At 49.5% G+C, this 15443-nt stretch carries 15 protein-coding genes and 1 tRNA gene; 15 read left to right on the forward strand and 1 reads right to left on the reverse strand.

Annotation, left to right across the window (positions count from 1 at the left end):
* Positions 1 to 19: 19 nt before the first annotated feature.
* Positions 20 to 763 carry a sporulation protein gene (locus tag I8U19_RS07620; RefSeq protein WP_198055601.1) on the reverse strand — a complete coding sequence of 248 codons (744 nt, stop codon included), beginning with the start codon at positions 761 to 763 and terminating at the stop codon, positions 20 to 22.
* Between the two features lie 254 nt (positions 764 to 1017).
* On the opposite strand from I8U19_RS07620, the gene asnB reads away from it, so the two are divergent.
* From asnB to I8U19_RS07690, 15 genes are all read left to right on the forward strand, one after another.
* Positions 1018 to 2862, forward strand: a complete 1845-nt coding sequence (gene asnB, locus I8U19_RS07625) for an asparagine synthase (glutamine-hydrolyzing) (protein ID WP_198055602.1) — start codon at positions 1018 to 1020, stop codon at positions 2860 to 2862.
* 121 nt (positions 2863 to 2983) lie between these two features.
* Positions 2984 to 3060: transfer RNA gene (locus tag I8U19_RS07630), tRNA-Arg, on the forward strand.
* Positions 3061 to 3413: 353 nt separating this feature from the next.
* Positions 3414 to 3545: a hypothetical protein gene (locus tag I8U19_RS17490; protein WP_255517819.1), complete on the forward strand. Its 132-nt coding sequence runs from the start codon at positions 3414 to 3416 to the stop codon at positions 3543 to 3545.
* 104 nt (positions 3546 to 3649) lie between these two features.
* Positions 3650 to 4228: a hypothetical protein gene (locus tag I8U19_RS07635; protein WP_033101606.1), complete on the forward strand. Its 579-nt coding sequence runs from the start codon at positions 3650 to 3652 to the stop codon at positions 4226 to 4228.
* 436 nt (positions 4229 to 4664) lie between these two features.
* Entirely contained in the window at positions 4665 to 5267 is a 603-nt protein-coding gene (locus tag I8U19_RS07640) for a TetR/AcrR family transcriptional regulator (RefSeq protein ID WP_033101605.1), read from the forward strand.
* Between the two features lie 89 nt (positions 5268 to 5356).
* Positions 5357 to 7420, forward strand: coding sequence for a YhgE/Pip family protein (locus tag I8U19_RS07645; protein WP_052154315.1), 2064 nt, complete (start codon positions 5357 to 5359; stop codon positions 7418 to 7420).
* A 425-nt stretch (positions 7421 to 7845) separates the two neighbouring features.
* Positions 7846 to 8787, forward strand: coding sequence for a metal ABC transporter substrate-binding protein (locus I8U19_RS07650; protein ID WP_033101626.1), 942 nt, complete (start codon positions 7846 to 7848; stop codon positions 8785 to 8787).
* The gene (locus tag I8U19_RS07655) at positions 8784 to 9539 is read left to right on the forward strand and encodes a metal ABC transporter ATP-binding protein (protein ID WP_198055603.1); all 756 of its coding nucleotides are present in this window, start codon (positions 8784 to 8786) and stop codon (positions 9537 to 9539) included. Before I8U19_RS07650 ends, I8U19_RS07655 begins: the two co-directional genes overlap by 4 nt.
* A 59-nt stretch (positions 9540 to 9598) precedes the next feature.
* Positions 9599 to 10453, forward strand: a complete 855-nt coding sequence (locus I8U19_RS07660) for a metal ABC transporter permease (protein ID WP_198055604.1) — start codon at positions 9599 to 9601, stop codon at positions 10451 to 10453.
* Between the two features lie 46 nt (positions 10454 to 10499).
* Complete coding sequence (locus I8U19_RS07665) at positions 10500 to 10934, forward strand: Fur family transcriptional regulator (RefSeq protein WP_033101602.1); 435 nt, start codon at positions 10500 to 10502, stop codon at positions 10932 to 10934.
* Positions 10935 to 10997: 63 nt separating this feature from the next.
* Positions 10998 to 11492: a tRNA adenosine(34) deaminase TadA gene (gene tadA / locus I8U19_RS07670; protein ID WP_052154313.1), complete on the forward strand. Its 495-nt coding sequence runs from the start codon at positions 10998 to 11000 to the stop codon at positions 11490 to 11492.
* Positions 11493 to 11532: 40 nt separating this feature from the next.
* Positions 11533 to 12825 carry an ATP-binding protein gene (locus I8U19_RS07675; RefSeq protein WP_198055605.1) on the forward strand — a complete coding sequence of 431 codons (1293 nt, stop codon included), beginning with the start codon at positions 11533 to 11535 and terminating at the stop codon, positions 12823 to 12825.
* 4 nt (positions 12826 to 12829) lie between these two features.
* Positions 12830 to 13756, forward strand: a complete 927-nt coding sequence (locus tag I8U19_RS07680; protein WP_198055606.1) for a DNA-binding domain-containing protein — start codon at positions 12830 to 12832, stop codon at positions 13754 to 13756.
* Between the two features lie 147 nt (positions 13757 to 13903).
* Positions 13904 to 14101, forward strand: coding sequence for a hypothetical protein (locus I8U19_RS07685; RefSeq protein WP_198055607.1), 198 nt, complete (start codon positions 13904 to 13906; stop codon positions 14099 to 14101).
* A 43-nt stretch (positions 14102 to 14144) separates the two neighbouring features.
* Entirely contained in the window at positions 14145 to 15413 is a 1269-nt protein-coding gene (locus I8U19_RS07690; RefSeq protein WP_198055608.1) for a cation:dicarboxylate symporter family transporter, read from the forward strand.
* Positions 15414 to 15443 lie beyond the last annotated feature (30 nt).

Below are 15443 nucleotides of genomic sequence, written 5' to 3' on the forward strand. Positions count from 1 at the left end.
GACGATCGCCTCCTTATGGTTAAAACGCTTTTCGGTTGAGGATTTCCTTGATCTTGTTCAAAGGATCGCTCATGGTTTGCTGATCATTGATATAAAGGACACTGTCCGGATTATTGTATTCCCACTTCAACGAGGTGAAGAAGGATTGCGAAGAGCGGATCATCTCCAGATCCATCTGGATATGCGTCTGGGTCATGTTAAAGGAAACATTGAGTTCATCGATATACCCGTGGTAACGTCCGGTCGGGCGGAAACAATAGACCTGGGCAAAGGAATGAGGTTTTTGTTCCTTGTCGTAAACATTATAGATTTGGTAGAGAATAAACTCCGCATCTTCAATCTGCTTCAACAGCTTTTGCACTAGCGGGTGCGGGAACACTTCGATTTTGTCTTCATCCGTCGGGTCGACCGCCATTTTGATTTCCACATCGGTTTTCAGATGGATCGGGTATCCGCCCGTGGACATGGGGGTATAGAGAGGTAATTGGATTTGAAACGGGATTTCCTTCACTTCCCCCGGCTGAATGAGGAAAGCGTGGGAAAGCTTAAACTTGCTTAACACATGTTTGTTTTTTTTATTCTGTTTAAGCAAAGTGATGACAAGATAAAGATAAATATCTTCAATTTGCTGTGTAGTCTGACCACCGCGAATCCAGACAGTTCCCCTCACGGTGTCTCCGGCTTGAAACTGATTTTCGGCCAGATTTGTATCGACCCGGGCTGACCCAATTCCCAAGCTTGCCAATGGTTTGAATAAATTCAATGTCTGTAACACTCCTTCGAGTTCACCCTGTTCAAAAAAAGACAAATCCTTTTTAGGTAATGAAATATTTGCCAAATTTAATCATATTATAACCTAAAATCATAGAATGCCAAAACTACTAAATAGACTCAGTTTCTGATGATCATAAAAAAAGTGATCCGAATCAAAAATGACAAGACACCTTTTTCCGACGGTCACATAGGATGAAGAGTAGACATTTGCCTGGATCTTTTGGCAGAAAGGGTGGATGATCCGTGTGCGGAATTACCGGTTGGATCGATTTTGAACGGGATTTAAGCGGGCAATCGGCAATTTTAAACAAGATGAACCAAACCCATGAGAAACGGGGCCCTGACGCCGAAGGGACCTGGATTTCCAAGCATGTTGCCTTGGGGCACCGCCGCTTGATCGTGATTGATCCGGAGGGGGGCACCCAGCCGATGATCAAAAGATTCGGCGATAATCAACTGGTGATCGTTTACAATGGTGAATTGTACAATATGCAGGAACTGAGACTCAAGTTGCTCTCGCTGGGTCATCATTTGCGAACCCGCTCCGACACCGAGTTGGTTTTGACGGCCTATGCCGAATGGGGGATGGATTGTCCGAAGTACTTAAACGGCATTTTTGCTTTTGCCGTTTGGGATGAACGGGAACAGCAACTGTTTATGGCGCGGGACCGCATCGGAGTAAAGCCGCTTTTTTATGCGCGTGTCGGCAGTTCTTTCCTGTTCGGTTCCGAGGTGAAGTCTTTACTTGCCCATCCGCTGGTGCGTCCGGTGATCGGTGATGAGGGGATCGCCGAGGTACTGGCAATCGGCCCGGCCCGCACTCCGGGGTCAGGCATTTTTAAGGATGTAGAGGAACTTCGCCCCGGTTTCGCGATGAAGGTGGGACGCGACGGGGTTTTTGCCCGGCCCTATTGGGAACTGGTCAGCAAGCATCATGAAGATGACTTTGATACCACCGTTGACCGGGTGCGCGAGCTTTTTGCCGATGCGGTCAAACGGCAATTGGTATCGGATGTGCCGATTGGGACCATGTTGTCCGGGGGATTGGATTCCAGCGCGATTTCCGCCTGTGCCGCGCGTGTATTTGCAGAGGAAAACCGTGGTGTTCTCTCCACCTTTTCTGTCGACTATATCGATAATGACAAACATTTCAGCGTCAATGAATTTCAGCCGAATGCGGATGGCCCGTGGGCGCGACTGATGGCAGAACATATCGGTTCCGATCACCATATTGTGATGATTGACAATCATGAACTGTTCAGCCATATGAAAGAGGCCATGATCGCGCGGGATTTTCCGGGAATGGCTGATGTGGATGCTTCTCTTTTGCTCTTTTCCCGGGAAATAAAGAAGAAAATGACGGTGGTTTTGTCTGGAGAGTGCGCAGATGAGGTATTTGGCGGTTATCCCTGGTTCCATCGCGAGGAAATGGTGAATGCGGATACCTTCCCGTGGGCGCGGCTGGTGGAAAAGCGAATTCCCTTTATTTCCCCCGACATCGTCAGGCGAATCCGTCCGCTCGAATATGTGCAAACTCGCTATGAAGAAGCATTGGCGGAAGTTCCGCGCCTGTCGGAAGATAACGCCACGGAGGCACGGATGCGCGAACTGTTTTATTTAAATCTCACGCGCTGGATGCCGACCCTCCTTGATCGAAAAGACCGCATGAGCATGGCCTTTGGTCTGGAAGTGCGTGTGCCGTTTTGCGATCATCATTTGGTGGAATACGTCTGGAATGTACCTTGGGCGATGAAAGCGCACAATGGCAGGGAGAAAGGACTCCTCCGCCATGCGATGAAAGGCATCCTGCCGGATGAAGTGATCGAGCGCAAGAAGAGTCCCTACCCCAAAACGCATCATCCGGACTATTTGCGCATAATGCGGGAAAAGGTAAAACGTCTGGCTGAAGATCCGGCTTCCCCGCTCTTCCACCTGCTCGATCGGAAAGCAGTCCAAGAGTTTATCGAGCAAGATCTGACCAAGATTCACCTGCCGTGGTTCGGTCAACTGATGAACGTCCCTGCCTTGCTGGCTTATTGGTTACAGCTAAACGACTGGTTGACCGATTACCAGGTGGAAGTGCAGTAAAACCATCAAAACAAAAGAAGCGGGTCCTTCCGGCAGGAATCCTGCTTCTTTTGTCATCATCGCAGGGGAAGAGGTTGCGGACGGAACGCTCTTCATGTATAATTTTATAAAGAAATTTTATGCGCCCGTAGCTCAGCAGGATAGAGCAGCGGTTTCCTAAACCGCGTGTCGGAGGTTCGAGTCCTCTCGGGTGCGCCAACCTGGTAATGACGCGGATTTAACCGCTGATTTAAACCGCGTGGTTCCCTGCCGCCTAAACCGTGTGACACACGGGAAGAAAGGCGGTTATTTTTATGGGTGAAAACGGAAGCAAAAATGCGGATTGAAATTCGTTTATGCAAGCGTCCTGCCGGATTGGCTTTGTGTAAGTATATAGCAGATCAGGCGACCTTGCCAGATGACCGAGAATAGAAATGAAGTTAATTATAAAAAAATTCTGTATAAATCCGTTGACTTCCGTTGTCTAATTCATAAAAATAAGAATATACGGAAAATATAACCTCGACCACGTCACCGAATACAGCAGATCAAATCTTCAGGAGGCATCCGGTATGCTTAACATATTTGAGTGGTTGGCGATCTCTTATGAAAGGTGCCCGCGTTGCGGTGAAGGGGAGTTGCAGAAAACGAAGGACGGCTACGTAGTTTGTAGCGAATGTGGTTACGAAGAGTATGACGGCTAAGCTCAGGCGCCCGCGCTTTTTGCGGGTGTTTTCTTTTTTGACACAAGGAATAGTCGTTATGATATGGAATAGGTATTGGCATCCATGCACAAGGAGTCGAGCCAATGAAAACGGTAGACGCTTTTTTGAAAGGGTACAAACCCGCATTTTTGGAGGTTCCGAACCACAAGTACACCACGGAAAAATTGGATACGTTGTTGGCAAAATATCCGTATGTTGACGACAAGGCGTATGATTTGCTTGACGGAAAGGCATTTTATTTATTCTTTCAGGATGAAGCGTTGCGTACCCGTTTCCGAGCGGACATGGAGCGGACCGGGTTTACAAAAGGCGAGATTGACCGCGTCCTTGGGATTACACTGGGATTTCCGCCGAAATCAGTTGACTTCTACGTACGGATGATGACGGAAAAACGCAACGGGAACATTGAAGCGTATCAGCGGATGAAAAAACAAAAAGTCGGTATGGGTTATTGCGGCTGTTATTTTGGTTCGGGCGTGGCCGATTTTTTGGAAAATGCGCTTTGGTTGCTTGAACAATACCCCTTCCAGGAAGCGAAAGACGAGGGGATGTTTGTGCGCATAGGCTTGGAAGACCGGCTGCGGGTTCCCGTGAACAGTTACCGTCAACTGACGGAGTTTCACCAATACATATTGCAAAAAAGCAGTGCTATGCCTGTATAAGTTTCAATACAAAACGTACGGTGAACTGTCTGTATGGCAGTTATTTTTTTTTGCCTTGCAGACATTGGCAAGTTCCCCAAATTCATGCTTAATATACGAATATAAGATTAGATACTTCATATGAGGAATAAGTTACAACTGCGTTATTACGATTAGCGGGGGCAGGGGGCGGGACAGAGAAAAAAAGCAATTGGTAGGCATCCCATCGGAAGGGTTATGAGAATGACCACAATATATTGTGGATACTGTGGATAAAGTTGTGGATATGTGGATATGTCTGTGGAAAAGTCCTGATACCATTGATAAAATAAGAACTTTTCTGTTGCATTGCATTTGAAAACTGGAAAATGTCTTTTGAAAGCTTCATAAAAACCCTTACATCCTTTATACTGAATGTAGTCTCTCTGTAAAGACAGGATATTTTTGGAGGATCGGAATGCGTCACGAAAAAGTGGATATGATTTTTCAAGCAGCTGTTGAGGTTTTTGCCGAAAGTGGATTTGACCAGGCCAAGATGGATGATATCGCGCAGGTGGCGGGGGTTGCGAAAGGTACGATCTATTACCATTTTAAGAGCAAGGAAGAAATGTTTATCGGGCTGATGAATGAGGGAATGCAGAAGCTGATCGACTGTGCGCGGAGAAATGTGGATTTGCACGAGTCACCGACGGAACAGCTAAAAGCATTGATCGCCAGCCATGTTCAGTTTTTCGTGCAAAACAGCAAGCTGGCCAAACTCTTGATCAATGAAGCATTTGGAACGAAGGAACGGCAGCGGCAGTTTCGTTTGAAAGTCCGCGACTATCTCGGGTTAATCGAAGCGGTGTTGATCAGAGGAATGGAGTGCGGGGAGTTTTTCATCAGTCAGCCGCAGGAAGTGGCGAACAGCATTTTTGGGTCGGCCAGTTTTGTCGTATTGCAAAAGATCTACAGTTTGGATGAGTTGACAGAGCAGGAGATTGAGGAAGCATCACCCGTCATGATTTCCACCCTGCATCAGATTCTGCTCGGAAGTATAACAAAATCGTCGCAATATTAGGCTGCTCTTCTCTTGCAATTTTGCAGGGGGAGAGTTATTATTTTTGTACTGACCAGTCAGTTCATAATGCGATGGGAGGGGTGCGGCCGATGAGGGCGAAACCTCATACCTTCGGCTTCAACGCCACCGACGATTTGCGGCGTCTTTGGGCAAACAAGCCGATGCGTCTGGCGCTGATCGGAATTTTGTTGATTCCGCTCGTCTACAGTTTTATTTATTTATCAGCCTTTTATGACCCTTACGCCAATTTGAATAAGCTGCCGGTGGCGGTGGTGAATGAGGACCGGGGGGCGGTGCAAGATGGTGAACCGGTTCATGCCGGTGCTGACCTGGTCGATGAACTGCGAAAAGATCACACAGTGAAATGGGAATTTGTCTCCCGTGAAAGAATGAATCAAGGATTGGCGAACGGGGAGTATTACCTCGGAATCGTGATTCCCCGTCAATTTTCAGCCAAGGCCGTATCCGTAAGCAGTCCCGAGCCGCTCAAAGGGGAACTGGAGTATGTCCATGATGAGAGCAATAACTACCTGACCGAAAAAATCGGCGATTCGATTCAAAAAACGCTGGTCAAAAACCTCGATGAAAAACTGACCCATGTCTACGTCAAGGCGATATTTGATTCGCTGGCCAATTCCACCCGGGATTTGGCCAAAGCTGCCGACGGGGCCGGCCAGTTGGCGGAAAAAACGGGTGAGGCGGCAGCTGGAGCGGGGAGAATGACCGATGGACTGAGAAAGCTTCAGGCGGCGGCTGTGGAAATGGAAAAGGGACAGCTTCGCATGCTGGCCGGGCTGAACGAATTGCATCAGCATGTGGCTCAAGCGAAGGAGCAAATCAATCAGTTGCCTTGGAAGAAGATCGATGAAGCACAATCCTTTGTTCACCAAGTCAATACGGTGATTCAGCAACTGGCGGAACAGCCGCTTCCAGATCCGGGTACAACCACGGCAATGCTGAAACAAAATGCAGAGCAAGCTTCCTTTTCTTCGCAAAAAGAAAAACAGGGGCTGGAAGCATCGCAAGCTTATCTTGACCAATTGGTGCGCCAGCATCCCGATTTGGCGGCAGACCGCGATTTTGCCAAATTGAAGGAATCGCTCGCGCAAGCTGGCCATTATCAGGCGGAAACCAGCGGAAAGTTGAATTCCGTTCAGGCCAAACTGCCCGAGATCGAAAAGGATTGGTCCCGAATTGTAAGCCTGCGCCGGCAAATCGCCGATCGTTCGCAAAAAATGACCGATCAATTTGATCGTGAAGTGGCGAAAATCAAGCAAATGCGAAGCGATGCGAACCGACTGGTTGACGGCGTGAACGCATTGGCTGCGGGAGCCGGCAAGTTGGCGGACGGTCAAAACCAGATGCTGGCAGGAGTGAAAAAGTTAAAAGCGGGCTCGGAGCAGTTGGCCGGCGGGCTGGAGAAAATCGGGCAAGGGCAAGCGCAGTTGGCGGACGGTTTGAATGAGGGTGTGCAGAAAGCGAAAAACGAGCTGCAAGGCGCTGGCAAAAAGGAAGAAGTGATTTCCGATCCGGTGCGGGTGAAAGAAACTTCCCTTCATCCGGTTCCGAACTATGCGACAGGATTTGCACCTTATTTCATCTCGCTTTCTCTCTGGGTCGGGGCCATGCTCTTGTTTACCATTGTCGACCTGTACCGCGTCCTGAAGGACAAAGGGGAACCGTTATCGCTGACAGCGGGAGGACTGATCGGACTGGGGCAGGCGGCCATCCTCACTTCCGTACTGATGTTTGCGCTTGATCTCAAACCGGTGCGGCCGGGGTGGTTTATCCTGTTTGCGCTGGTGATGTCCGTCACCTTTATCGGCATCAACCAGATGTTGGTCGCGCTCCTGGGAAACGTGGGACGTTTTCTGTCGATTATCATTTTGATGTTGCAGTTGGCGTCCAGCGGAGGAACCTATCCGGTCGAGCTGTTGCCATCCTTCTTTAAAAGCATTCATCCCTACTTGCCGATGACCTACACGGTTCAGGGTTTGCGGATGGCGCTAACTAACGGGAATGTACAGGTGATCGTCCATGACCTCATTCTGTTGCTGATTGTGCTGGCCTTCTCCCTGGCGGTGACGCAAATTCATCTCCGCCTGGGCAAACCGATGATGAAAAAGGCGATTCTCAAATTGAAAAATGCATAAGCAAAAAAATCAGGCTTTCCTTTTTATCTTGGGGAGCCTGATTTTTTTTGGCACTCAATCATACGATAATAGCCGACGTGAATCTGTAAAAGTGGGAATTCATTTTGCGATTCTGCGTTTTGTCTGACATACCTTTCTTTATTCTGACATCGTGAGTTTCATCTCCGGTTTGTGAGGAGAAAGACGGAATGCTTTCTTTTATATTTTCAGTCTTTCACGCCGAAACTAATGAAGAATAAGGGAGCGGATTATCTATCAATGATAAATAACCTTATCACCTTTCTAAATCGTAATATTTACGATTTACAATTACCAGGCATCGGTATATAATGAGTAGGAAGTTTGACAGGGTGGGGAGCCCTTCTGACCGGAAATGGCTACAGATCACCGGAATCGGAATTAATCTGTTTAAAGGTGGAGTTTTTATGCGAAAAAAATGGTTGTCGATTTTGATGCTTGGGTCGGTATTCACCCTCATATTGTCCGGTTGCGGCAAGAGTGGAAACGTTGGGGCTCCGTCAGGAAAAATGCAAGTGGTCACAAGTATTTATCCATTGGAGGATTTTACCGAGAAGATCGGGGGCTCCCACGTACAAGTGACCAATCTGGTTCCGCCGGGAGTGGAGCCGCACGATTACGATCTCAAGCCCCGGGATTTGATGCTGCTTAGCCAGTCTGATCTCTTCATCTATAACGGGGCGGGTCTTGACCCTTACGCGGAGAAGGTGAAACAGTCCCTGGATCCGGAGAAGACGGAAGTGGTCAATGCAACCCGGCACATTCGTTTATTATCCCCGGAGGAGGAAGGGAAGCAAGGAGATGGCCACTCGGGAAGTTCACGTGACCCGCATGTATGGCTGGATCCGGTGCTTGCCAAACAGGAAGCCTTGGCGATCCGCGACGCTCTGATTGCCAAAGATCCCAAACACCGTGCTGATTATGAGAAAAATTACGAGCAGCTGGCCCGGCGCTTTGACCGGTTGAATCAGGAATTCAAAGAGTTGGCCGATAAGGCGCCGCAGAAGGAGTTTGCCGTTTCCCACGCCGCTTTCGGTTATCTGGCCAAACGGTACGGACTCCATCAGCTGGCGGTTTCCGGACTTTCTCCGGAGGATGAACCGAGTCCGCGGGAGTTGGAACAAATTATTCAGCAGCTGCGGGCACACCATATTCATGTCATCCTGTTTGAGACGCTGGTGAGCGGGAAGATTGCGGAAGTGGTGAAGCGGGATGTAAAAGCAGAAGCGGGTGTGCTCAATCCGATCGAAGGACTGACAAAGGAGGAAAAAGCCCAGGGGAAAGATTATTTCTCCCTCATGGAGGAGAATAAGATAAATTTGGCCAAAGCTCTGGGCGTATCCCGATGAGAGAAAATGTGGTTGAAATCAAAAATCTCCATTATTCTTATGAGGAACAGGCAGTGTTGGACGGAATTGATTTGACGGTGAAACAAGGGGAGTTCCTTGGGATTGTCGGACCGAACGGTTCGGGAAAATCCACTCTGGTCAAATGCATTCTCGGTTTGTTGAAGCCGCAGGCAGGTGAGGTGCTCCTCTTCGGCCAGCCGGTTCGCACGCTCGGGGAACGTAGCCGAATCGGATACGTTTCGCAAAAATCGAACAGCTTTAACAGCGGATTCCCCGCGACGGTAAGAGAAGTGGTTGCTTCCGGGCTGTATGGTTCACTCGGATTATTTCGCCGCATGAAAAAGCAGGACTGGGAAAAGGTGGAGGAAGTGATTGCCCAAGTAGGGTTATCGGCGTTTCGGGATCAGAACATCGGCAAACTGTCCGGCGGGCAGCAGCAACGCGCCTTTATTGCCCGGGCATTGGTATCCGATCCCCGGCTGTTGGTGCTGGATGAGCCGACAGTGGGAATCGATGCCAAATCGACGGCACAGTTTTATGACCTGCTGGCCGTCTTGCACCGGGAGGAAGGATTGACTTTGCTCATGGTGACGCACGATCTCAGTGTCCTCTCTTCTCATGTCGACCGGGTGGCGTGCCTGAATAAACGGCTTACCTTCCACGGTCGGCCGGACGAATTTGAGCGCAAGCAAACAGAGATCTTGTCTGCCACTTACGGGCATGAGATCCAATTGGTCAGCCACGGACACTAAAAAGGTAAATTCAAAATTGGATAGGAGGGTAGTGCCGGGATCCGGGCACTCTTTTCGCTATGATTGAGATGCTGTTTCAGTTTGAATGGATGCGCAATGCATGGCTGGCGGGTGTTATGATCGGCTTGATTTCCCCGCTTGTCGGTGTTTACCTCGTGGTGAGGCGAATGTCCCTCATCGCCGATGCCTTGTCTCATGTCACTCTCTCGGGTGTGGCAGCCGGGCTGTTGCTGCAAAAGGATTTTGCCTGGGCCGGGTGGCTCAATCCGATTTATCTGGGCATGGTCTTTTCGGTGATCGGTTCCGTCTTTGTGGAACAACTGCGCCGTCTGTACCGCACCTTTCAGGAGATCGCCATTCCGATCATCCTCTCCGGCGGCGTCGGTTTGGGCGTTGTTCTGATCAGTGCGGCGAACGGGTTTAATGTTGACATCGCCGGTTACCTGTTCGGGAGCATTCTGGCGGTCGGCCGGCAGGAATTGCTGTTGATGGCGGTGGTCAGCGGCATTGTTCTTCTTTTTCTTCTTATCTTTTACAAGGAATTATTCGCACTTTCTTTTGATGAAGAACATGCATTCCTGACAGGGATTCCCCGCCGGTTGCTTAATTTCTTGTTTATCGTGGTGGTTGCCCTGGTGATCGCCGCTTCGATCCGCGTGGTCGGCATCCTGCTCGTTTCCGCTTTGATGACCATTCCGGTTGCTGCCAGTTTGCAGTTTACGAACAGTTTCCGCCAGACTTGTATTTGGTCGGTGATCTTTGCACAAATCGCTGTATTATGCGGCCTGTTTGCGGCTTACTATCTCAATTGGGCTTCGGGCGGAACAATCGTCCTTGTCTCCATCGTCATCTTTTTGCTCATTTTGCTCATCAAGAAATCGCTTTTTCTATTTCGACGCCGAAAAATAGGTTAAAATAGTAGCGAGAACCCAAGAGAGGATTAACACAGGGGCGAGATACATGAATTTGCAAAAAGCGCTGGACCTGCTGAAGGAAAAAGGATATAAGAACACCGGGAAACGGGAGACGATTTTAAATATCTTTGCCGAGCAGCAGCGGTATTTGACCGCCAAAGAAGTGCTCGACCTGATGCAAGCCGATTTTCCGGGACTCAGCTTTGATACGGTTTACCGCAATCTGGCCTTGTTTGAAGAGCTGGGCATTGTCGAAGCAACGGAATGGAACGGGGAGCGCCGCTACCGGTTTCATTGCGGCGGAGAGCATCATCATCACCATATTATCTGCACGGAATGCGGCAGAACGCGTACGATCCACCTCTGTCCGATGAATGCCATTCTCGGTAACCCGGAAAATTTTGCGATTACCGGTCACAAGTTTGAAATCTATGGAGTTTGTTCCGATTGCGCACCCGGAACATCCTCCGCCCGACACTAGCAGATGCAGCAGATGGCTGGCCGGAGAGGTCAGCTTTTTTATGGAGAAGGAGCGAACGACATCATGGATTATCAAACCTTTATGCGCGAAGCATTGGCAGAAGCAAAAAAAGCGGAAGAGATCGGGGAGGTGCCGATCGGTGCGGTCGTTGTCAGAAATGGTGAAGTGATCGGTCGCGGGCACAATTTGCGTGAGACGACCCATGATCCGACAGCGCATGCGGAGATCATCGCCATTCGTGAAGCGGCAGGGGCGGTCGGCGGATGGCGGTTGAATGACTGCGACTTGTACGTTACTTTGGAACCTTGCCCCATGTGTGCCGGGGCGATTCTCCAGGCGCGGATCGCCAACGTCATCTACGGGACAGCCGATCCGAAGGCGGGGTGTGCAGGAACTTTGATGAATCTGCTTGACGACGGGCGTTTTAATCACCAGACGGCGGTGGTTACCGATGTATTGCAGGAGGAGTGTGCTGCTCTCTTGTCCGATTTTTTCCGCAGGCTGCGGCAAAAACGAAAACTGGAGAAAGAAGCGGCACGGAATCGGACAAATGAGTAAAAATGGAACGGCCAATCCGGTATAATAAAAGAACCAGCACATGATGGAAGGGGGAAGAATCATTCGGCTGTTAAAGGATAACCGCATCCTGGTTTTGCTGATGGCGATTTTGGTCCCGCTGGCCGGGGAATTTAACATCCGGCCGTTCCATGACGACTACCGGGTCAGCTTCGGAATCCCCATCTTTTTCTTCTTTTTGTTCGTCATCCGCAAAATCCATCCGGTCATCTCCGGAGTGATTGTCGGGTTTGCCGTTCTCGTTCTGCGCATCTCCCTTGATTTTTTCAATTCGGTGCCGTTTGACTTTTTATTATCCGTACGAACTCATATTCCAGCCAGCATCTTTTATATCATTTATGGTCTTTTTTTTCATTTGGCGAAAATAAACCGTTTTCAACAGGAAGCCGAAGTGATCGGGTTTTTGGGGATGGGCGTGGAGATTGTCGCAAGTTTGAGCGAATTGGCATTGCGCCACTTTTTATCTGACGAACCGTTTTCCGTACCGATGGTCGGGAAGATTGTCCTGATTGCCTTTGTGCGCAACTTCTTTGTCCTCGGGGTGATCTTTAGCGTTTTTAAAGACAAAAAAGTGCAGGAAGATCAGAAAATCATGTTGGAATCCCATTTGTATGAAGTGAATATTCACCTGGAAAAGACGTTGCAATATGCTGATGAAATCACCAAGGACGGACAGGAGCTGTACCGGCGTCTGATGAGAATCGGGTCGGCTAGCGGTCATCCCGAAGTGATCCGCCATGCCCAGGATGTGCTGGGAATGGCCAAGAAAGTGCATGATATTAAACAGGATAATAAGCGGATCATCTCCATTCTGTCCAAGCTGCTGTCCAAAAAGAGCTCCCCGGACCGGATTCGGCTGGATGAACTCGGTTATATCGTCGTACGCGCCAATCAATACTATGCCGAAAAATTGAACAAAGAGATCCACATCTCTCTTGATACTGAAAATTGCGAACTATATATTGATGCGTTTACGGTTTTGTCCCTGATCAACAATTTGGTATCCAACAGCGTGGAAGCGATCGAAAAGAAAGGCATGATCCGCATTTCCCTTCGCCGCCGCAAGAACTGGCTGACCTTCACCATTGCGGACAATGGACCGGGCATCCAGGCCAAGCGGCTGCAACGCATATTTGAAGCGGGCTACACGACGAAACTCCTCGAGCGAAAAGATCCCTTTTCCGGACTGGGTTTATCTTACGTAAAAGAAGAAGTGCAAAAGCTGGGTGGGCGCATTGAAGTGAAAAGCTCCCCGGACCGGCGCGAAACGATTTTTACCATTCACTTGCCGGTTGAGCGGTTGTTAAGGGGGTGAGACGATGCGTTTTTATATCGTCGATGATGATAAAACCACCCGATGGATTTTGGCGGAAATTATTGAAGAAGGCGGTCTCGGAGAAGTGGTGGGTGAAGCGGAGAACGGTGCGCAGATCGACAGCAATCTGCTCAGGATGAAGCGGGTTGATATTCTTCTGATCGATCAGATGATGCCGGAGCGGGACGGCCTGGAAACGATACGGCAACTGCAGGATTTTCAAGGCAAAATCGTGATGATCTCCCAGTTCAGCAGCGAGGAGATCAAAGAAGAAGCGTATGCGCTCAAGATCGAATACTATATCACCAAACCGATTGTCCGAAATGAGGTAAACCGCATCCTGACCAATATTTGCGAGATGATCCGCAAAGAGGCTCTGATCCACAGCATTACCCAGGGGGTTCTGGGGTATCAGTCGGGCCGCCTGATGGAAGGGCAAAAAGGAAAACAGCCTGGACGAAGTCTGGCCGACGCGGGAAAAGCCATCTTGAAGGAACTGTCGATCAACAGCGAGAGCGGAAGTGCCGATCTGCTGGATATTCTGCGCATTCTTGAGCGGAATCAAGAACGGGCAGGGACGGAGTTTCCGATATTGAAGGCCCTGTTTCAGCAAGTGGCCGAGGAGCGGCTGGGCACCGCGAAAAAGGAGACCGAGATTGCCAAAGAAGTGAAGGCGATGGAGGCGCGCATCCGCCGGGCGATCATTCGGGCCATGCACTATATGGCCTATCTCGGCTCGGATGATTTTCACAATATTAACTTTGAGAACTATGCGCACCGCTACTTTGATCTGGAAGAGATTCATCGCCTGATCAAGGAAATGAAAAAGAGCAAAGGTGCGGTGAAAAGCAGCGAGATGAATCCACGGGTGCAGATGCGCAAATTTATCAGCAATCTGTATGAAGATGCCAGGATGATGGCGATGGAGTAAGCCTTTTCCCCGAGTGGGGAGAGGGCTGTTTTAATTTCATTTTCATTACTCGAAAAAGTGTGTCAAATTTTTGTACGTTTTTATAGGTTTTTGTAGGTTCATTTCTATAATAAAATTACCTTCTTCACCCCCGAAGAAGAAATGAGGGTGTTTTACACGAAGGGATGCCCCGTGAAACGGGAAGGTCTTTGGCGTGTACTTTTTATCGGCTTGGTCTTGGGAATGGCGGCGGAGCAGTATCTGAATCAACACCCTTCGGCTCAAGGCTGTATCATCACTTTGTGGGATTTTTCGTTTGAAATGTTGAAAACCATGGTATTGTCTGTTGTCGGCGTATTATATTGACCATTTTTTAACCTGATAAATACGAATATTCGGAGGTGCGCGTGTGAAACGGATTAGTCTGGCGTGGCAGATCCTGATCGGTTTGGTGCTTGGGATTGCAGTAGGAGCCGTCTTTTACGGGAATCCGGCTGTAGAAACCTATCTGCAGCCGGTGGGCGATATCTTTTTGCATCTGATTAAAATGATCGTCGTCCCGATTGTCTTCTCCACTTTGGTCGTCGGTGTTGCCGGGGTGGGGGATGTGAAGAAGCTGGGCAAGCTGGGCGGAAAAACGATTCTCTACTTTGAGATCATTACCACGATTGCGATCATCGTCGGCCTTCTCGTGGCCAATATCGTTCAGCCGGGTGACGGCGTGAATATGAAACAGCTGACGAAAACGGATATTCAGTCGTATGTGGATACGGCGAATCAGCAAAACACTCACAGCTTTGTCGACACCGTTGTCGGAATTGTACCGACAAATCCGTTTGCCGCCTTTGCCAATGGCGACATGCTGGCCGTCATCTTTTTCTCCGTCATGTTCGGTTTGGCCGTTGCCGCCATCGGGGAAAGAGGAAAGCCGGTGCTGGCCTTTTTCAAAGGGGCGTCGGATGCGATGTTCTGGGTGACCAACAAGGTGATGCGGTTTGCCCCGTTCGGCGTGTTTGCCCTGATCGGGGTGACCATTTCCAAGTTCGGCATTCACTCCCTGGTTCCGCTGCTGAAACTGGTGTTGTCCGTTTACGGAGCCATGATCTTGTTTGTCATCCTGATCCTTGGGCTCGTTGCCAAATTCGTCTGCAAGGTCAATCTGTGGACAATGATCAAAATCCTGAAAGACGAATTGATCCTGGCCTATTCCACCGCCAGTTCTGAAACCGTTCTCCCGCGCATCATGGAGAAAATGGAGAAATTCGGCTGTCCCAAATCGATCACTTCCTTTGTCATTCCGACCGGGTATTCGTTCAACCTGGACGGCTCCACCCTGTATCAGGCGCTGGCGGCTTTGTTTATCGCGCAGATGTACAATATCCATATGCCGATCGAAAAACAGATCATGCTCGTACTTGTCCTGATGCTAACCTCAAAAGGCATAGCCGGAGTTCCGGGCGTTTCCTTTGTCGTCTTGCTGGCAACCCTCGGTTCCGTGGGGATTCCCCTAGAAGGGCTCGCCTTTATCGCCGGTATCGACCGCATCCTTGATATGGGACGCACCGCCGTCAACGTTGTCGGCAACTCCCTTGCTGCAGTTGTCATCTCCACCTGGGAAAAACAATACGACCGGGAAAAGGGGAATGCCTACGCCCGAGGAGAAGGGGAAGCGGCGTAAGGAGCAAAGTGAAACCATTTCCCGCCACAT

Origin of the sequence: Thermoactinomyces sp. CICC 10523 (assembly GCF_016055105.1) — a bacterium.
Taxonomy (GTDB): domain Bacteria; phylum Bacillota; class Bacilli; order Thermoactinomycetales; family Thermoactinomycetaceae; genus Thermoactinomyces_A; species Thermoactinomyces_A daqus.